Below are 19,833 nucleotides of genomic sequence, written 5' to 3'. Positions count from 1 at the left end.
CCTTTGACGTGCTTCCTATCGGATCGAGGACTCCATGACCGAGGACTGGTCGGCGCCGACGCGGGCCGCCAATGCCGCGTTGCGGGCGCAGATCGACGGCATGCTGGAGTCCTTCGACGCCGAGAAGTCGGCCTTGATCGAGGCCCAGGCGCGCGCCACCGAGCTCGTGACGGTGTGGTCGGCCGATGGCCTGGTCCGCGTGTCCGGCACTGTCGCCGGGGTTTCCGAGGTTCATATCGAACCGGACGCGTTCAAGAGGTCCACGCCCGATTCCCTCGGCCGATCTGTCACCGCGGCGATCACCGAACTGGCCGCGCGAGCCGCCCTCGCCCAGCAGGAGGCCCTCGCCCCGCTCACCGCTGACGTGCCCGATCTCCCCGACCTGATCCCCGGTGTGCCGAGCATGAAGGACCTGATCGCCCGATTGACCCCGCCACCTCCGCCGACCCCGGACCCGGTGGCCGAGGCGCCGCGCGGTCTCGTCGAAGATTCCGACGACGAAGAGGGCGACTACTTCCGCAACCGGAGCTACCTGCGGTGACCACTGTCGAGGTCGATCCCGACGGACTCCGCAACACCCAGCCCGCGTTCGCCGCGGTGGCGTCCACCATCACCACCGCGGCCCAGCAGCTGGCCGCGGTGATCGCCGCCGAGGGCGAATGCTGGGGCGGGGACGAGATCGGCGCCGCCTTCGCCAAGAACTACACCCCCGGTGTGGAACCCGGACAGAAGGCCGTCACCGGACTGGCCACGACCATGACCCAGCTCGGCGAGAACATGGTGACGGTCGCCAACGCGCTGCAAGCCCAGGACACCGGCCATGCCGGACAGATCGCGCAGGTCGAGGGCACCCTGTAAATGGGCATCGAGATCCCCGGCGAGCTGCAATGGGTCGCGCAATATCTACTCGGCGCAGGCGACTGGCCCGACGGCGACGAAACCGCCATGCGTCGCGTCGCCGACGGGTGGACGGCGATGGCGAACACGCTGAACACCGTGGACGATCACGCGGCCGTGGCGTTGAACGCCGCCCTCACCGCGATCTCCGAAGGCGAGACCCATACCGCCATCGCGACTTTCCGCGACAAGTTCCTCGCCGGGGACCAGGCCACCGTCACCGCCGTTCGCACCTGGTGCGAGAAACAAGCCGAACTGCTCGACGACGGTGCCAACGACATCGAGCACACCAAACTGGTGATCATCGGCACGATGATCGTGACCGCGGCCGAGCTGGCCGTCGCGCTCGCGACATCGTGGACCGGCGTCGGAGCCGTCGCCGGAGTCGCCGCCCGGGTCGCCGGGCAGATCGCGATTCGGATCGCGATCAAACAGCTCATCGCCCGCATGCTCTCCCGCGGCGCGGCCAAAGCCGCCGCCCGCCTCGCGTTGCGCGGCGCCGCTTTCGAGGCGCTCGAAGAGGGTGGCGTCGACCTGGCCGCCCGCATGATCCAGGTCTCCAACGGCGACCGCACCTCCGACAAGTTCGGTTGGACCGACCTCGGACTCGCCACCTTCGGCGGTGCGGTCGGTGGGGCCGTCGGCGGTGTATTGGGCGGTGGCACAGGCGCATTGGCCGACACCGCCGGCTCGACCGTCGGCAAGGTGACCGGCAAGATCGTCGGCGGCGCGGTCACCGAACTCGGTGCCGATGTCTCCGCCCAGGTCGCCGCCGCCGGCGTCGGCGCCGCTTTCCTCGGCCGCGAATTCAACCTCGATATCGGGGTGGAGACGTTCACCAGCGCCGGCGCGGGTGGTGTGCAGTCCGCGATCGAGTCCGGCGGATCGTCACCCGCGCAGGCGCCCACCGTGCCGGAACTCGGCACCGAGGTTCCCGGAGCCACCGCGCCTGCCGCCGCGGCACCCGCGGTCGGCGACTCCACCGCTCCGGCATCGGCTGGCGACACAACACCCGCGTCGACCAGCGACCCGGCGTCAACGACTCCGGCATCGACCGGTGAACCAGTGGCCACCGCACCCGCGTCGAACCCGGATTCCGCCGCCACAGCGCCCGCATCGGCCGACTCGCCGACGGCGGCGGACGTGGGAGACTCGGGCCACCCCGCGCCGAACACGACAGCCGAGCCGGGATCGGGCACCGCCACGGATGCCGGAGACCAAGGAGCGCACAACAATTCGAGTCCGCTCGACGCAGGCAATACCGAGTCCGCGCCGGACTCCACCCCCGATACAGCACCTGAGAACCCCTCGCCGACCGACCTGTCGTCTGTCGACGACAGCGGGCCGAACCAGACGGCACCGCAGACCGATACGTCACCTGTCACCCCGAACAACGACCAGCCGGACACGTCCGAACCCTCGACCGACAACCCGGCCACCCCGGACAACGGTCTCGATCAACCCACCACGGATGCACCACCGGCGGCTGCGGGGCCGAGCAGTCCCACGTCTCCCGACACCCTGACCGCCACTCCCCCACTGGATCTCCCGGCCCAGACCTCTCTTCCCACCGAGACGTCCGCACCGACCCAGCCGGACACACCCGCGACGACGACTCCGCTATCCCCGCAACCCAATTCAGGTCCGGCGACTCTCAGCACCTCCGCCGTCACCACACCGGCGCAGGCCGCCACCGACACCGGCACGCGACCGGCTGCCGCCGACACCGCCACGGCTCCAACCACTCTCGCGCCGTCCACCACACAGCCCACAAGCAATCCCATCCCCGCACCCACGACACCCGCAACCAATGTCACCCCGCCGACCGTGACTCCCGCCGCGACACCGCAGCCGAGCACTCCACCGGTAGCCGCCGCTCAGGGCCGAAACGGCAACGCGCCCACGCCAGCCACGACGTCTCCCACCACGGCTACACCCGCCACGAATGCGCCGCCGGTCGAAACTCCACCGCAGGCACCGTCCACTCGCGCGCCATCACACGAGATGGGAACTACTCCCACACCACCCCCGACCCCGAACACAAACCCGTTCGGGCCGAACCCTACGCCGACCACGACCAACCCGGCGCCGCCCTCGAATCCAGCTGTCCACAACCAAGCCCGCAGCCTCCGCGAGTCGCTCCGAAATCTGCCATCCCAAGACGGCCGCACCACCGCGGTCGACGCCAATCGAAGCCCGTTCCTGCAACGTCCACCTGCCTACCGAATTCGGCGCTTTCACCTGGGCGGCAATCAGTGGGTCGCCGTCGCGACCATCCGCGCCCATATTCCCAACGCCCACTTGATGTCACCGGCCGAGCTGAACCAGGCGATGGAGCGCATCCAGGCGACGGTCGACCCGACCTTCAACAACGGTTCCCGCCTGCTCGGCAGCGGGGACCGCCTCTTGGTCGACGTCGAATTCACCACTGATCCGACAACCGCGGACACGATCCTCGACCCCAGCCAGCCGACGAACACGACCGCCAACGCTCTGCGTGAGCACATGGGCTTGTTTCCCGCGCAGCCGGACAGTCAGCTGAGCCCGGATGATCTACGCGAGATCAGCAACGACGTAGCCCGCGCAAACACTCCCGCGCGCTTCGGCGATCCGGCGAACACCAGGGTCGTCGATCATCGGCGGCTCGACGACGTCGAAGATCCCGACTTCCAGACCGCTGTCGAGGATTCGCTCCGGTCCGGCAACAGTTTCGTCCGCAGTGCGGACCCACGCACGCACCCGTACGGTGAATCGGTCAACGACGGCGGTCGAAGTGTTCCCGGCAGAAGTAACAATTGCGTGGACTGCTCCATTTCCGCGTTGTCGTCGTTCTTCGGCATCCCACGGGTTTCCGCGCCGCGATGGCCGGACCAGTTGCCGAATGGTCAGCGGGACAACGCTTCCGGCGAGTGGGGCGGACGCGAGCGCGCCAGCGCGTGGCTGGGCGCCGACTGGGGGTCGTACTCCGGAATGTCGCTGCCCGATCAGTACCAAGCCCTGCACAATTACATCGCGAGTCTGGGACCCGGTTCCGCCGCGATGGTCGGGACCATGTGGCATGCCAGGGATGTGAACGGCAACAAGCTCTACAACGCGGATGGCACGCCGGTGTTTCGTGGTGGCCATGCCACCGTGGTGGTCTTCCCGCTGGGCGCCACCGGGCCGGTCTGGTGGGACCCGCAGTCCGGGGAAACGTTCGATGCCCCACCCCCGTCGCTGACGAACAACGCGGCGTCCATGGAATGTATCCCGATCGACGCGAACGGAGGACCCGTCAGTGGCGGAACCAGTACCCACCCGGGAACAGGCCAGACAATTGCTGGCCCGAGTGTTCGGGCAGAACCTGGAGTTCAGCATCCTGGAGAGCCGTCACGGCTGGGTGTGCCAGCAGATGCTGTCCCCGGAGGAGCAAGCCCAGTGGGGAATGGGCCTGGGCAATTACGTGATCAACAAACATACGGGAGTGATCACGGCGCACTCAAGCATGGCGATGCCGGTGATCGGGGAGGAGTTCGACACGACGACGGAAGCCGGCCTGCCGCCCCAGGGCTACCAGGTCCATCCGGCACAACGCCGGATCGAACTCACCAGGATCTTCGAGGACCCGAGCACGATCATCTACCGGATTCGCCTGACCTTTCTGGACAAACCGACCGAACCGGCGATCATCCGGGAAGTCGAGATCACCAAGAATCCGATCCGGCATCGCCCGACGGACCGCATCTCGGCGGTCGCGACATCGTGGGCATCGACGCAGAGCAAGAACACGGGGATCTGGCCGACGGAGGGGACGTTCGAGGAGTAACCGGCAGCTCGGTCACGTCCTCCCCTGAGGGCGAAGCTCCCGGCCACACCACCCATGCTGCGGCGAAGCAAGTGGGCCATGCTGCCGTCCCGATTCCCGGTGATCCGAGCAACGGCGGCACCCCGGCACATCCGACCGATGTCACCTCCCCGTCACCCACACCGTCAGCGGTAACACCGACACCGCAGCAGATACACCACGCACACCAATCGCGTGCAGCCCGTGAAAGTCTGCGCAACCAGCAGCCGGACGGCGGAGTGCAGCCAGTCACCGATGACAGTGGCAGCCGACGTTTCACCTGGGGTCGGTACACCGCGGCACTGGGATCCCCGGTCTCCGTACTACGGATCGGTGTGTCCGTCGCCGGCGCGGCCGGTCTCGATCCAGCAGCCGTTGCCGCTCTGCTCGAGCGAGCGCAGCTCGCCGTCGACCTGCATTGCAACAGCGGAACTCAATTGCTGTCCGGCGACTGGATGATGGTCGATCTGGTCCCAGTCACCGACCCCAGCGGCGCCGACATCATTTTCGATCTCGATCCGTCCACGCCAGGCCACGTGGACCTCGGCGCCGAGATCGACGTCCTCACCGCACAGATCAGGCAGCAGCTCGGGCTGGCCGATACCGGAGACGCACTGGACGACAACGATGTCCGCGAACTGAGCAACAACATCGCCCGCGCCAACACCCCCGCTCACCTCGATGGGTTGCCCGATACCAGAGTCGAGGGCGCGAATCTGCTCGACGCCATCGAGCAGGTCCAGTACCAGCACGACGTCGAAGACGCGTTGCGCGATGGCAACAGTTTCGTGGTCGGCGCGGATCCGCGTACCAATGACTACGGTGAGTTGATCAACGACGGTGGGCCGTCCCAGCGCGGGCGCAGCAACAACTGCCTCGACGGATCTCTGGCCGCGCTGTCCTCATTCTTCGGCAGGCCAGAGGTCGGCGCGCCGCGGTGGCCCGACCTGATGCCAGACGGTTCACTCGACACTCGGAGCGGCGAGGTCGACGGGCCCGCCCGGGCGGCGGCATGGCTCGGCGGCGCTTGGCAATACGACGCGAGTCTGCCGATCGCCGAACAATTTCAGGCTCTACACGACCAGATCGCGAACATGGGTCCCGGCTCCGCGGCACTGGTGATCAACAGCTGGCATGCGTTCGACCAGAACACGGGGCAGTTCCAGTACAACGCCGACGGAACACCCCAGGTGGAGGGTGCCCACGCCACCGTCGTCGTCTTCCCGCACGGTGCGGCCGGGCCCGTATGGTGGGATCCTCAGCAATCCACCTTCTCTGACTCGCCACCAGCCGATCTGACCGGGGCATCGGTCGAATTGTGGTCGATGCCCGTCGGCCCCCAAGGAGCAGCCAATGCCGGTCCCACCGCTACTCACCACGGAACAAGTGCGGGACTACCTGGCGGAAGCCTTTCCGACACAAACCTTCACACTGACGGAGTTCCGGCACGGGTGGGTGTGCCGACCACATCTGAGTCCGAACGAGATCGCAGCGGGCCAGGCCTTGGGCCAGACCAGCTACGTGGTGAACAAACAGACCGGGGTGGTGACGGTACACGGGAGCCTGCACCCCATGACGATCGGCGAGAAGTACGATCGGGCGATCGACGAGAGCAAGTCGATCCAAGGACGCCAGATCTACCCGCGACGGCACCGAGCGACATTTCGCCGTACGAGCGAGAGCCCGACCACGGTCACATACCAGGTCACCGTGACGTCGCTGGAGAACACGGCGGAACTCCCGCAGTCTTACCCCCTGACCTTCGACAAACAGACCCTGAAACGCGACCGGCGCGGCCCGATGGACTCACTGGTGATCTCGAAGGCGAAGTGGCTCAGCAGTCGCGACCAGAGCTGGCCGGCAGCCGGGACGATCGAGGATTAGCGGATCCCGATGCCCGAAACCGGGACGCTGCTGGTGGTACTGCTCGTCCACAGAGAGGCAGAACGCATCCTTCCCTGCCTCCGGGCGACCTGCCCTCGCCGGACGACACCACCGCAGTGGGGACTCCACCCGAAATTCCGCCTGCGGACGACACACCGACCCAACCGCTTCCCATTGCAGCCGCAACCGCTCTTCCGCCTCACCTGCAGAGTTTCTTCGATCTAGCCTCGACCAGCCATGAAAATAGGGTCTGACCTGCACCAGAAATGGCGAAAGGTGCTCTGACCTGCGATAATTCTTCTTGTCTAGGGAAGAAACTATCGAGTTCTGGAGCACCCTTCTGGTGAGGCAGTCTACGTCGTGGTACCCGTCGCTGAAAGTTGACCGCCAGGGAACCGGTGTCGTGTCCCACGCCGGCGCGATCGCGCTGCTCGCGACCGCGTCAGCGGTCGGACTGGACCGGGCGTTGAGCGAGGAGTTCACGCCATGGCGTAAGCCTTCGACCTGCCACGATCCCGGCAAGATCATGCTGGACCTGGCGGTATCGATCGCGATCGGCGGTGACTGCGCCTCAGACCTAACGGTATTGCGCTGCGAGCCAGGTGTTTTCGGATCTGTCGCGTCGGACCCGACCGTGTCACGGCTGATCGCGGTGTTGGCCGCTGACGCACCGAAAGCGTTGAAGGCTATCGCTTCCGCTCGCGCTGATGCTCGCGCGACCGCGTGGAAAACAGCAGGGGCCAACGCTCCCGATCACGACATCGATGAGGCTCATCCGCTGGTCATCGACCTGGACGCGACCCTGCTGACCGCGCATTCGGACAAGCAGAACGCCGCCCCGACCTACAAGAAAGGCTTCGGGTTCCACCCTTTGCTCGCGTTCTTCGACCACGGCCCCGCCGGGACCGGTGAACCCGCCGCGATGCTGCTCCGCCCAGGCAACGCAGGGGCCAACACTGCCGCAGACCACAAAACGGTCCTCGCGCAAGCCTTGAACCAGCTACCGTCACGGCCCGGCTACCGAGTCGGGCGAAAAGTGTTGGTCCGCACCGACGCCGGTGGCGGCACCCACGAGTTCGTGAACTACTGCACCGCCCGGCACCTGCAGTATTCGCTCGGGTTCACCCTGACCGACACCCTCGTCGACGCGATCGACAAGATTCCCAAGACCGTGTGGACCCCGGCCTACGACACCGATGGCGGCGTCCGCAAAGGAGCATGGGTCGCCGAGATCACCGGCCTGGCAGACCTGTCGGGTTGGCCCACAGGCATGCGACTGGTCGTGCGGAAAGAACGCCCGCACCCCGGTGCACAGTTGCGGTTCACCGACGTCGACGGGTTGCGGTTGACCGCGTTCGTCACCAATACCACGCGCGGTCAGCTCCCTGACCTGGAATTACGTCACCGGCGTCGGGCTCGTTGCGAAGACCGTATCCGGTCAGCGAAAGATACCGGTGCCCGTAACCTGCCCTTCAAATCCTTTGCCTCCAACCAGATCTGGCTGGCATTGGTCGAACTCGCGTTGGACCTGACCGCGTGGCTGCAAACCATCGGACTCCACGATCATCGGGCACGCAGGTGGGAACCGAAAACGCTACGCCTACACCTGTTTTCGCTACCAGCCAGACTCGCCCGTCACGCACGCCGAACCCATCTACGGCTAGCGGCTCACGCACCACATGCCGAGCTGTTGACCACCGCGCTGGGGCGGTTGAAACCTGACTGACCAGCACGAACCATCCCTACAACCCCTGAAAGGACCATCTCCGGACCCGTGGACCCGGCAGCCAACCCGCTGACCGGGGCACTACTGGTTGCCCGAAAACTGCTGATCAGCAGTTTTCAACCAATTCCGAAACCGATCAGGCGAGGCCGCCGGCCTGGCGAAAGATTGAGGCTAGGGGAAAGCACGCCGGCCGGAAGGTCTTACTACGAGGCGGCGGACACCGAAATGCGCGAATACGCACAATGGGTCGAGGCCCTTCCGAACTTCTACACCATCGACATGCACGGGGATCCCGAGGCCGTGTTCATCGGCGACGATGAACTCTCGCCGCGAGACCTGGCGGCGCTCATCAGAGCGGATCCGCAGTGGCAAAACCGCTCTGTCCGACTACTGTCCTGCGAGACCGGCCAAGGATCCGACCCCTTTGCCCAACAGTTGGCCAACGAGTTGGGGGTGCCGGTGTGGGCCCCGAACGAGATCGCCTGGACCGACGAGGACGGGGTCGTGGTCGTGGCGACCGAAGTCACCGATCCGGATACCGGCGAGGTCGACGCAAAAGATCCACCGGATGGCGATTGGATTCTTTTCGAACCCGAGAACGAGCAAGGAGGGAGCGGATCGTGAGAATATCTCGACTATTCGATGGCATCGATACTGACGGGAGGCCACGGTACGAGTCGCGGAAGAGAGTTTCCGATCCAGCAGAGAAAGAGAGAATCCTGTCGTTTCTAAGCGGCGGAGGGCTGATACGTGCCGCGAACGGACGATCAAGGGATCAGGTCGATCCCAGTCGCGGCAATAAGGTACCTCGCACGTTCAGGACAGATGGGCAATGGATCTGGACGGGCGCAACCCGCTACTATCTGGAGCATTACGGAATTGCGCCTGAGGCCGAGTTTCTGACATATATCGAGTCGTGCGAATATTACGCTTCGCTGCCCGATGCCGACACGATTGCACTCGCAGTGCGCATGCTGGCGGATCGCCGAGGGTAGACGGCCCGCGCGCGAGCGCCGTGACGATACAAGTCTCGGACAGGATTCAGGAGAAGACCAAGACGCTGGCGACCCTAACGCCGGGGGAGGCGTTCGACTTCGCTCGCGGAAGGTCCCGTCGGGGCGCGGAGCTGCCGACCTGGTCCCGATGCGCCAGTCCGAGGACGACGAGTTGCGTGAGTTCATGAGGCGCGTGATCGATCGCCTGGATTCGATTCGGCCGTGGCCGATACTGCCCGTTTGTCGACTTACCCGAAGACCACCTGGTGAAGTTTCCGGGGATGCGACCTGTCGCGCGACTGTCGCTGACCTGGGATGCGGCGCCGGCCCAGCTAAAGCGCCCGTTCCAATTCGATAGCAATGGGAACCAGTTTCTCTGTACTCGACGATCGTGCGGGGTCACCGGTTGCGGGAGCAGGAGAAATTCAGGCCTCGGCCGGGCATGTTCTCCTCGTGAGCGATCACAGTAGCCACTATCGCCCGGCGCGGCGTTTCACGGCGCAAGTTGTCGACAGTCTTGCCCGACAGGGAGTTCGGGTCGATGACGTGACAGTCGAGTATCACTCTCCGCCGGACCCACCCTGGGCGTAGCAGGTCCACCTGCACGGCCTATGGGGCTTCACGCGAGGGAACAAGACTGGGGACAGCCTTCCCTACCTAGAACCGGCGGTCGGGTTTTCCCGGTGGGCGGGACGTCAGGCCTTGTCGCGCGAGGTGACAGATCTACAGTCGCTCTTCTATGTCTACCAACAGCATTGCTGACAAGTCCGACATCATCGACCTGACCTACGCCTATGCGGACGCGCTCGATCGTCGTGATTGGGCGGCGCTGGATTCCGTGTTCACCCCGGACATGACAGCGAACTACGCGGGCGAATACGACCTGAGCGGCCGCGAGCAGGTTGTCGGCATGATCCGGACATTCCTCGAGCCTTGTGGGCCGAGCCAACATCTGTTGAGCAATCCGTGCGTCACCGTCGATGGCGACGCCGCCACCCTGTCGGTCAAACTCCGTGTGCACCATCTCGGTGCGGGTGAGCACAGCGACCTGACCTACGAGATCTTCGGGTGGTACCACGCGCTTGTCACCCGCACCGCGTGTGGTTGGCGCATTCACGACTGGCGCCAAGAGGTGACAGCCGAGCTCGGAACTCGCGACCTGTTCACACCATCGTCGACTACTAGATAGTTCGCGGGCCCGTCGAGGGGCGTCAGAGGACGAGATCGTAGGAAGTGCTCCGGCCGCCGGAGTCCGATCGTCTCAGCGCACCGAGGTCGATCAGTTCGGTGATGTCTCGCAGGGCGGTGTCCTGGGAGCTTTTGGTGATGATCGCCCATTTCCGGGTGGTCAGTTTTCCTTCGAACCCGTCGAGCAGTCGGTTGAGCATGGTGATCTGGCGGGTGTTCAGCGCGGTGTTGTCCCACCGTCGCCAGAATCGAGTCTTCTGTAGCACCGCGTCGACGTTCTCATCGGCCAAGGCGATGGCGCGATGCACGGTGCGCAGGAACCATCGCAACCACTCGGTGACGTCGAGAGTTCCTTTCTGGGTGCGCTCGAGAATGTCGTAGTACGCGTTGCGATCTCGCTGTATCTGTGCCGACACACTGTAGAACCGTCGCGAACTACCGTCGGCGCGAGCCAATGCCAAGTCGCCCAGAGCCCGTGCGATTCGGCCGTTTCCGTCGTCGAAGGGGTGGATGGTCACGAACCACAGATGCGCCAGACCGGCCTTCACGATCGTGGATTCCGTCGTCTCGGCATCGAACCATTCGAGCAACCTGCCCATCTCGGTGTCGAGCCGAACCGCGGGTGGCGCCTCGAAATGGACGCGCTGCCGACCGTAGGGTCCGGAGACAACCTCCATCGGACCGGTCTCGTCGGTACGCCAACCTCCGATCCGCACTCGCGAGATGCCGGAATATCCTGTGGGAAACAGGCCCGCGTGCCAGCCGAACAATCGCTCCTCGGTGACTGGCAGATCGCGATTCACCGTCGCGTCGAGAATCATGTCGACAACCCCGTCGACTCGCCGATCGGCGGGCACCGTGGCTCCGATATCGACCCCGAGCTTGCGAGCGATCGACGACCTGACCGACGCGACATCGAGCAGTTCGCCTTCGATCTCGCTGGTCTTCACCACGTCGGCGGTCAGGGCGGCGAGACCGGCTTGATCCTGGACGTCCTCCTGTGTGTCGATGAGCCTGCCCAGCAGTCGCCCTTGCGCGTGCGCGACCGCCCCGATCGCACCGGTCAACGCCGCGGCGTCGTACCGGAGGGCGGGCCAAGCGGGATCCTCCCAGATGTACGGACGCGATCGGTGTGCCATGCAGCGATTCTACGCTTATTCTCCGCATATTTTGCGTCGAATAAGTGGTGATGCACCGCAACGCAGATGAGTTACATCGAGCTCATCTGGAGCGTGCGCAGGACTATCGCGGATCAACGAAACCGGATGCTCGAGCTCGAGGCAGTCGAAGAGGGGTAGCCGGCCAACCGCGGCTACCCCTCGTTCGGGTCGGGCGGGGGTGTCGACCCCGCCCGGTTGGTTACAGCGAACCACCTCCGCCGATCAGCCAGGGGTTGAAAGTGCAGGTGAGGCTGGGGTTTTGGATGGGGTCGAGGGCGCGCAGGGCGATGGAGAGGGCGCGCGGGGAGTACATGATCGTCAGGTGGTCGGAGACGTCCTGTTCGCAGCCGTCCTGGAGGGTGATGTTGTTGACGGTGGCGCCGGGGCCCTGGTCCAGGAAGGTCAGCTCGTAGGGGTTGGTGACCTCGTCGTAGCGGGTGCCGACGACGGTGTAGTCGACGCCGGGGACGGTGTCACCGTTGGCGTTGAGCTGGTTGACGAAGTCGGAGCCGACGGTCTGCTGGATGCCCGCGTGGCCGACGAAGATCTCGATCGGGCCCAGGATGTCGATACCCAGGTTGTTGATCGCGCGGCCGAGGGCGCCGATGCCGTCGAGGCTGGTGCCGTGGTGGGTCGCGCCGTAGGTGATGAGGTTCTTCACCTTCGCCGCGCCGCCCTCGAACTTGGTGTACCAGTTGGCCATCGAACCGCCCTGCGAGTGGGCGATGATGTCGACTTCCTCGGCACCGGTCGCCGCGAGCACGCGATCGACGAAGGCCGCGGTCTGCTTGGCCGAGTCCTGGATGTAGCCGGTGCCCATGACGCCGGGGATGAACGAGCCGAGGCCGCCACCTTCGAGCATGTTGGAACGGCCGTAGTTGAAGGTGAACGTGCAGAAGCCCGCGTCCTTGATCGGCTGGCCCATGTAGGCGTAGCCGTTGTAGGCGTTCATCCAGGTGCCGTGCAGCAGCACCACCGGGCGGGGATGCTCGGCGGTCGGCTTGCAGTTCCAGTCGTTGGTGCCGGGCGCCGCGGCGTCGTTGTTGAGCAGGCCGTAGCCGAACGCGGCGAGGAACGAGGTCGACGCGGGGCCGGGGGCGCCCGGATCGGAGGCGTAGCCGCCGGAGGAGCCCGAGCTGGAGCCGGAACCGCCGTAGCAGTCACCCGATCCGTTGCCGGAGCCCGCGCCACTGCCCGACGTGCACGCCGAGCCGGTGCCGCCGAGTCCGCCGTCGGTGCCCGCGGCGACCTGGCGGCCCGCGCGGATCATGTCGGCGAGTGCCTGTTCCGTTGGCGCAGCCTGCGGGTCCGCCGCCGCCCCTGCTCCGGTGAGGGCGACAGCGAGTGCGCTGACGCCCGTGAGTATCGCCGCACACACCGAGCGGGTGCGGCCACGGGATATGGTCATACAATTCTGCCTTTCGCATGCGGTTCACGAATCGACCCGTGAGCCGCACCGACGATAAGTCGGGAAAATCGGCGGCGAATTCTCTTGCCGCGCAGTCTTGTAGACCTCACCAAGGTCCTGACCAGGGCCCATGGCCGGACACAGGAAAAGTAGCGAACGATTCATTCGCGGGAATTCGCTCGGCAGTTGTCGGCAATATGGAATTGCCGAATTCGCTGTGAAAGTGCACAGCGGATTCGTTTCCGCGGCCGCGTCGAACGCACGACAGCCCGCGCTCGGGGCCGCACGCACGACCGCCGACCGTGCGTGCGACCGGTTGCCGGGCTGTGTCAGGCCGGTTCGACGGGAAGCCAGAGTTCGCAGGTGGCGGTGGCGAAGTCCGGTGCGTGGTCGAGGATGGTGACGATGGAGGGGCCGGGGCGAAGGCGCCAGGGATTGGCGGGGAACCACTCGGTGGCGGTCGCCGACCAGGTGTGCTGGAGGGTTCGGGGGTGGGGGGCGGGGGGGGGGGAGACCCCCCAGACGGCCCCCGGCGCCACGATGCCGGGGGGGGGGGCGGGGGGGGGGGGGGTGGGGGGGGGGGGCGGGTATGCCCGCCCTGCGGCCCGCTGGCACCTCGATCCGGTCGAGGTCGCCGGGGACGGGTGTGGTCGGGTCGACGGCGACTCCGTGCAGGTAGGTCAGTTCGCTGCCCTCGGCGCCGTCGGGGTCGACGTCGGCGCAGATCTGGAGCAGACCGGGCGGTTCGGTCGTGGCCAGAGCCTTCAATCGGTCGTGTTCCTCCGGCGGTAGGGCGGTGATGTGCCGCTGGATGTGTGGGTTCACGCCCTCGTGGACGAGCGGGACGCGGGCCGCGTGCCCGAGGAGACGGAACGCGGGGCGGTCGATGATGCGGGTATCCATGGGGTCGCTCCCTTCGACGGTCAGGCGGAACCTGAGCTGTGGTTGTGTGCGAAGGGGACCTCCGTCGCGCCGGACCTCGCCGGGTCCGGCGCCGTGGACCGCGCGGAACGCCCGGCCGAACGCCTCGGTCGAGCCGTAGCCGTATCGGACGGCGATGCCGAGCAGGTCCTCGGTGCCGCGGACGACGTCGGCGGCGGCGACGGTCATCCGGCGCCGGCGCACATAGTCCGACAGCGGCATCGCCGCCAGCGACGAGAACATCCGGCGCAGGTGGTATTCGGTCGTGCCGAGTTCCCTGGCCAGCGCGTCGACGTCGAGTTCCGCGGTGAGGTGCTGTTCGACGAGGTCGACGAGGCGATTGAGTGCCGAGATCACGGTGGTCCTCCTTCCGGGATCAACCTTGACGGAAGGAGGACCGGCCGCACCCGATCATGGCGGACCGATTCGATCGGGCCGCTAGTTTCCGCGCAGGCCGAACGGGTTGCCGTCCTTGTCGGCCAGGACGCAGACGCGGACGTCGGGGGCCACGGTGCGTGGGGCGGACTGTTCGGTGGCGCCCGCGGCGAGCAGGGCGGAGCGGGTGGCGTCGAGGTCGTCGACGTCGGTCATGGCGACCGGTCCGCCTTCGCCCTGGGGGTTGAGGCTGATCTCGAAGCCGTTGACGTTGAAGCCGACGTAGTAGGGCTGGTCGGTGTGGGGTTCGCCGTAGAGGGCGGTGTAGATCTTCTTGGCGGCGTCCAGGTCGGTGACCGGGATGACGACCGCGCCGACGGTGGGGCTCATCTGTACGTCCTTCCGAAAGACAGCGGACTGGCTCGGGCGGAGATCTGACGATGTTCCACGGGTCAGCGTAATCACCGACGGCGCCGAACGCGGGCGGTCGGACCACCCGCGTTCGGCCCTGTTCAGTGCTCGATCGCGGCGGCGAGGGCGGTGAGCGCCGTGGTCCACAGGTCCGCGAGGCGCTCCGCCTGCTGCTCGGTGAACAGGGCGGTGCTCCAGCGGAAGTTGGTGGTCAGGGCCGGGCCGTCGGGGGTGGTGCCGATGCCGGCGATGACGTCGAGCGCGTACCGGAGCGGCAGGTCGGGTTCGGGGTCGAGCGGCAGGGCCTCGTTGCGGGGACCGACCAGCAGCGACCACGGGTCGCCTTCGGTGCCGGAGAGGTCGATGCGGCCCAGGTAGTTGAACTCGACCTGGGGTTCGGCGGCACGCAGTTCGGTCACCCGGTCGACGTAGCGCAGCAGACCGTAATCAAGGCCCTGGTTCGGGATCTCGCGCAGATGGGCCGACACACTGTCGAGCAACGCACGCGCGGCAGCCGGCTTCGCCTCGGCGCCGGCGACGTCCACCGAGTCGGCGCCGACGCCGAGGCGGACCGGGAAGACGCTGGTGAACCAGCCGAGGGTGTTGGCGGTGTCGGTGCCGAGGTCGGCATCGGCGCGGCCGTGACCTTCGAGTGCGATCAAAGCGCCTGCGGCAGGATCGTTTCCGTTGTCGGCGTGCACCGAGGCCATGGTCATGGTGAGGGCGGTGAGCAGGAGTTCGCGCACGCCCTCGTCCTTGCCGAGGCGGTGGAGCAGCCGTTCGGTCAGCGCGACCGGGGTGACGACCGAGCTGACGCGCAAACCGGCCCAGGTGTCGGTGGCCGGTGCGGGGTGTCGCGACCCGAGCGCGGCGTCGGGCGCGCCGACCTGGGCGGCCCAATAGTCGCGCTGGGCGAGCACTTCGGGCTCGTTCGCGCGCTGCCACATGGCTTCCGACCACTGCCGGTACGAGGTGAACTCGGGCAGCATCTTCGGGGTGACCCCGGACTGGATCTGCTGCCAGGCGGCGGCCAGGCCGTCGATCATGATGTGCCAGGAGACGACGTCGACCGCGAGGTGATGGATCGCGAGCAGCAGGATGTCACCGGAGTCCGTGTCGGCGAACCACACCGCGCGGACCATCGAGCCCGCGCGCGGATCGATGTCGTCGTTGGCGATCCGCGCGAATCGTGTGATGGCCGTGTCGAGTTCGGTGCCGCTGAGTCCGCGCGGCGCCTCGCGCACCAGATCGGCGGCGCGCACGATTCCGGGTGCTCGGGTCACCAGGCGCGGCCCGTCGGCCGTGTCGGTGAGCACGCCGCGCAGGGTGTCGTGCGCGTCCAGCAGGGCCTGGAGCGTGGATTCCAGTCCGGCACAGTCGATTCCGGCGGGGAGCCGCAGCAGGGCGCTCTGGGTGAAGCGGCGGTAGTTGCCGTACTCGTACATCCAGGAGACCACCGGCAGCGGCGGGATCACGCCGTAGTCGCCCTCGGATTTCGTCGCGGTGACGGGTGATTCGTCGACGGCGGCAGCGAGTTCGCGAATCGTGGGGCAGGCGAGCACCATGCGCGGGTTCAGCGCGAGGCCGCGGCGGCGCGCCTTGTTGACCAGCGAGATCGCGACGATGCTGTCGACACCGAGTTCGTAGAAGTCGGCGTCGACACCGGGGGCGCGACCGTCGAACAACTCGGCGAAGACCTCGCTCAGCGCGATCTCGGTCGGGGTCTCGGCGGCGGCGTTGCCCTCGGCCGCGGCGAGGGTCTGCTCGGCGAGCCGGAGCAGGGCGTGCCCGTCCAGCTTGCCGTTGACGTTCACCGGCAGCTGGTCGAGCACGACGATGCGCGCGGGAATCATGTACGCGGGCAGGCGCTGCGCCAGGTCGGCGCGTAGCCGGCTCACGACCACCGCGCGTTCCGCCTTGCCGACGACGAAGCCGACCAGCGAGGCGCCACCGGCGCGACGCACCACGGTCACCGCGGCGGTGTCGATATCGGCGGAGCGGCGCAGCGCGGTCTCGATCTCGCCGACTTCGATGCGGTAGCCGCGCACCTTGACCTGCGCGTCGGCGCGGCCGAGGTAGCCGAAACGGCCACCGGGGAGCCTGCGCACGAGGTCGCCGGTGCGGTACATGCGATGGCCGGGGCGGTGCGGGTCGGCGCAGAAGCGGTCGGCGGTGATGGCGGGTTTGCCGAGGTAGCCGCGGGCCAGCTGCACGCCGGACAGGTAGAGCTCGCCGACGATGCCGGGCGGCACGGGCCGCAGGCGGGAGTCGAGGACGTAGCCGACCATGCCCTCGTTGGCGGTGCCGATGGTCGGGACCGGCGAGGTGGCGACCGGCGCGACGACCGCTTCGACCGTGGTCTCGGTGGGGCCGTAGCAGTTGTAGACGGCGGTCCCCGGCAGCGCGCGCAGGCGGGCCCACAGCGCGGTGTCGATGGCCTCACCGCCGAGCGCGAGCACCGGGAGTTCCCGGTCGAGCAGGCCCGCCGCGGCCAGCTGCGCCAGCATGGACGGCGTCGTGTCGATCATGTCGATGCCGAATTCGGCCATGCCCGAGACGATTCGGTGGGCGTCGCGCATCTCGTCGCCGTCGAACAGGTGCAGGGCCTGGCCGGCGAAGAGACCGACCATGGGCTGCCAGGATGCGTCGAAACCGAGCGACCACGCGTGCGCGATCCGCAGCGGGCGACCGAGTTTCGCCATCGCCGGGCGATAGAAGCGTGCCAGGTGATCGGCGAAGTACCCGGCCAGCGCGGCGTTCGTACCGACGACGCCTTTCGGTTCGCCGGTGGAGCCGGAGGTGAAGATGATGTAAGCGCTCTGCTCGAGCTCGCGGCGCACGATCGGGGCCTGCGCGGGGCGAGCGGCAAGGCGTTCGACCACGGCGGGGTCGTCGAGCACGAGCGCGGGGCACGCCTCGGCGAGACGGGCCTCCACCGCCCTGGCGGCGGCGAGCGAGGCGCGGTCTCCGTCGAGGATGACCACCAGCGTCGGATTGGACTGGCGCAGAATCGAAGCGATGCGCTCGGCGGGCAGCGTGCTGTCGACCGGGACGTAGGCGGCACCGGCGGCGAACGTGGCCAGAATGGTGACGACCGACGCCGTGCCGCGCGGGAGCATCAGGGCCACAACGGTTTCCGGGCCGACGCCGTGCGCGGCGAACTCCCCCGCCAGTCGGCAGGCGCGGGCGTGGAGCTCGCCGTAGGTGAGGACTTCACCGGCCGTGGTGGTGAGGGCGATCGTGTCCGGGGTCGCGGCGGCCTGGGCGGCGAACAGTTCCCACGGGGTTTCCGTCGGCGCCGGGGCGATGTCGGTGGCCGCCGCCTGGAGTTCGGCGTGCTCCTCGGCGGTGAGCAGGTCGATCGCGTCGAGGGCGGCGGCGGCGTCGAGAGCGGGCAGCGCGCGCAGGATGCCCACCAGGCGTCGTCCGAGGTCGGCGGGGTCGAGATGGCCCAGCAGCGCGGGGAGCGCCTCGACGAGCACGAGCAACTCGCCCTCACTCAGGTGCGAGACCACGGTGAGCGGATAGTGGGCGAGGCTTTCCATCTCGATCGGCCGGAACTGGGCGCCGTCGGGCGTGGTGACCGTCTGGATGGCGTCGTCGATCGGCGCGTTCTCGAAGACGAACAGGGTGTCGAAGAGGGCGCCGTGCCCGGCGGCGCGTTGCAGTGTCGACAGGCTCAGGTAGCCGATGTCGCGCATGGTGGACGAATCGCGTTGCAGGCGCGCGCACTGCGCGACGACGGGCTCGGCGGGGTCGAGACGGTGCACGACCGGGACGGTGTTGATGAACAGGCCGACCATGCCCTCCACCCCCGCGAGCTTCTCGGGGCGGCCGGAGATGGTGGTGCCGTAGACGACGTCGCGGCGATCGGTGATCCGGCCGAGCAGCAGCGTCCAGGCGAACTGCACGGCGGTGTTGAGCGTCATGCCGTTGGCGCGGGCCCACTGCCGCAGCTGTTCGGTTTCGGTGGCGGACAGGCGAAGACGCGTGGTCTCCGGCACCGCGGAGCCGGTCGAGCCCGTGCCGTCGGCGAGGACCAGCGGCGCGCTGACCGGCCGCAGGTACTCGGCCCAGCGGCGGGCCGCGGCGTCGTGGTCCTGGGCACCGAGCCAGCCGATGTAGTCCCGGTAGGGCCGCGGAGCGGGCAGCCCGTCGAGGCGTCCGCCCGCCCGGTAGGCGGCGAGCAGTTCGGTGAAGAACACCGCGACCGCCCAGCCGTCCATGAGGATGTGGTGCGCGGTCAGGATCATCCGCTTGCGCGGGGCGGGCGCGTCGGTGACGTCGAGGAGGAGAACCCGCAGCGCGGGCCCACGGCTCAGCACGAACGGCACGCGACGCTCCGACTCGGCGATCGCGTCGAATTCGGTGGAGTCGGCGGCGCGTTCGGTCCACGGCAGTTCGGCCCTGGACGGAATGATCTGGACCGGCTTCGGCACGTCGGCATCCCAGAACGCGGCTCGCAGATTCGGGTGCCGGTCGAGCATCGCCTGAGCGCTGCGGCGCAGCAGGTCGACGTCGAGCGGGCCGTCGATATCGACCACGAATTGCATGGTGTAGAGGTCGATCTCGGTGCCCGCGAGCCGCGACAGCGAGAACAGTCCCTCCTGCAGCGGGCTCAGCGCGAGTACGTCTTCGATCTGCGGCGCACTCATGCTCCGTCCTCTCCTAGCTGGTTGGTCGCGGTGTTCATTCCTGTGCGGACCAGGCGGCCGTCAACGCGGACAGGGCATCCGAATCCAGGCCGGACGCGCTCATCGGCGCGTGCGAGACCTGCTCGGGCTCTTCGGTCTCCGCCTGCTCCCCCGGCGGGGGGGGGGGGGGGGCGGCGGCCGCGGGCGGGGGGGGGGGGGGGGGGGGGGGGGCGGCCCCGCGGGGGCCGGGGGGGGCGGGGGGGGGGGGGGGGGGGGGGCGCGGGGGGCCGCCGACGGGCCGCCCCAGTGGCCCTCCGCTGCCGCCCCAGGGCCGCCCGCGTCCGGGCGCCCGACCGGTGCCGCCCGGCAACGATCCGACGGTCCGGCACGGCGGTCCGCACGACCCGACGG

At 67.6% G+C, this 19,833-nt stretch carries 12 protein-coding genes; 7 read left to right on the top strand and 5 right to left on the bottom strand.

The features are described 5' to 3' along the window. The first annotated feature begins 34 nt into the window (after positions 1 to 34). The 6 genes from QH270_RS07990 (at position 35) to QH270_RS07965 (ending at position 10,514) form a co-directional block, all read left to right on the top strand. Positions 35 to 541 (top strand): YbaB/EbfC family nucleoid-associated protein, encoded by a 507-nt coding sequence (locus tag QH270_RS07990; RefSeq protein WP_280339872.1) that lies wholly within the window; start codon positions 35 to 37, stop codon positions 539 to 541. Continuing rightward, a complete protein-coding gene (locus QH270_RS07985; RefSeq protein WP_280339870.1) occupies positions 538 to 858 on the top strand; it encodes a WXG100 family type VII secretion target in 321 nt (106 codons plus the stop codon). Before QH270_RS07990 ends, QH270_RS07985 begins: the two co-directional genes overlap by 4 nt. After that, positions 859 to 6,858 carry a toxin glutamine deamidase domain-containing protein gene (locus QH270_RS07980; protein WP_280339868.1) on the top strand — a complete coding sequence of 2,000 codons (6,000 nt, stop codon included), beginning with the start codon at positions 859 to 861 and terminating at the stop codon, positions 6,856 to 6,858. A gap of 89 nt (positions 6,859 to 6,947) precedes the next feature. Next, positions 6,948 to 8,330, top strand: coding sequence for an IS1380 family transposase (locus tag QH270_RS07975; RefSeq protein WP_280339866.1), 1,383 nt, complete (start codon positions 6,948 to 6,950; stop codon positions 8,328 to 8,330). A gap of 48 nt (positions 8,331 to 8,378) precedes the next feature. Continuing rightward, positions 8,379 to 8,954, top strand: a complete 576-nt coding sequence (locus tag QH270_RS07970; protein WP_280339865.1) for a hypothetical protein — start codon at positions 8,379 to 8,381, stop codon at positions 8,952 to 8,954. 1,110 nt (positions 8,955 to 10,064) lie between these two features. Next, positions 10,065 to 10,514 carry a nuclear transport factor 2 family protein gene (locus tag QH270_RS07965; RefSeq protein WP_280339864.1) on the top strand — a complete coding sequence of 150 codons (450 nt, stop codon included), beginning with the start codon at positions 10,065 to 10,067 and terminating at the stop codon, positions 10,512 to 10,514. 22 nt (positions 10,515 to 10,536) lie between these two features. On the opposite strand, the gene QH270_RS07960 is transcribed toward QH270_RS07965, so the two are convergent. From QH270_RS07960 to QH270_RS07940, 5 genes are all read right to left on the bottom strand, one after another. Further along, positions 10,537 to 11,652 (bottom strand): Fic family protein, encoded by a 1,116-nt coding sequence (locus tag QH270_RS07960; protein ID WP_280339863.1) that lies wholly within the window; start codon positions 11,650 to 11,652, stop codon positions 10,537 to 10,539. Positions 11,653 to 11,872: 220 nt separating this feature from the next. Then, positions 11,873 to 13,081 carry an esterase/lipase family protein gene (locus QH270_RS07955; protein ID WP_280339862.1) on the bottom strand — a complete coding sequence of 403 codons (1,209 nt, stop codon included), beginning with the start codon at positions 13,079 to 13,081 and terminating at the stop codon, positions 11,873 to 11,875. Positions 13,082 to 13,105: 24 nt separating this feature from the next. Then, entirely contained in the window at positions 13,106 to 14,359 is a 1,254-nt protein-coding gene (locus QH270_RS34635) for an AraC family transcriptional regulator (protein WP_280339860.1), read from the bottom strand. Between the two features lie 81 nt (positions 14,360 to 14,440). After that, on the bottom strand, positions 14,441 to 14,767 hold the full coding sequence (locus QH270_RS07945; RefSeq protein WP_280339858.1) for a VOC family protein: 327 nt from the start codon (positions 14,765 to 14,767) through the stop codon (positions 14,441 to 14,443). Positions 14,768 to 14,889: 122 nt separating this feature from the next. Continuing rightward, positions 14,890 to 19,443, bottom strand: a complete 4,554-nt coding sequence (locus tag QH270_RS07940; protein WP_280339856.1) for a non-ribosomal peptide synthetase — start codon at positions 19,441 to 19,443, stop codon at positions 14,890 to 14,892. Positions 19,444 to 19,552: 109 nt separating this feature from the next. Between QH270_RS07940 and QH270_RS07935 the strand changes: the two genes are divergently transcribed. Further along, positions 19,553 to 19,833 (top strand): hypothetical protein (locus QH270_RS07935; protein ID WP_280339854.1); only part of this gene is annotated, 281 nt, incomplete at its 3' end.

This window comes from Nocardia neocaledoniensis (assembly GCF_029868625.1).
Lineage (GTDB): Bacteria > Actinomycetota > Actinomycetes > Mycobacteriales > Mycobacteriaceae > Nocardia > Nocardia neocaledoniensis_A.
Note: the sequence above shows the minus strand (reverse complement) of the source record. Positions and strands in the feature narration are given on the sequence as shown.

Bases quoted from the DNA above. Each gene is read 5' to 3' on its own strand.
- QH270_RS07940 (WP_280339856.1), bottom strand. From the start codon at position 19,443: ATGAGTGCGCCGCAGATCGAAGACGTACTCGCGCTGAGCCCGCTGCAG.
- QH270_RS07945 (WP_280339858.1), bottom strand. From the start codon at position 14,767: ATGAGCCCCACCGTCGGCGCGGTCGTCATCCCGGTCACCGACCTGGAC.
- QH270_RS07990 (WP_280339872.1), top strand. From the start codon at position 35: ATGACCGAGGACTGGTCGGCGCCGACGCGGGCCGCCAATGCCGCGTTG.
- QH270_RS07980 (WP_280339868.1), top strand. From the start codon at position 859: ATGGGCATCGAGATCCCCGGCGAGCTGCAATGGGTCGCGCAATATCTA.
- QH270_RS07955 (WP_280339862.1), bottom strand. From the start codon at position 13,081: ATGACCATATCCCGTGGCCGCACCCGCTCGGTGTGTGCGGCGATACTC.
- QH270_RS07960 (WP_280339863.1), bottom strand. From the start codon at position 11,652: ATGGCACACCGATCGCGTCCGTACATCTGGGAGGATCCCGCTTGGCCC.
- QH270_RS07965 (WP_280339864.1), top strand. From the start codon at position 10,065: ATGTCTACCAACAGCATTGCTGACAAGTCCGACATCATCGACCTGACC.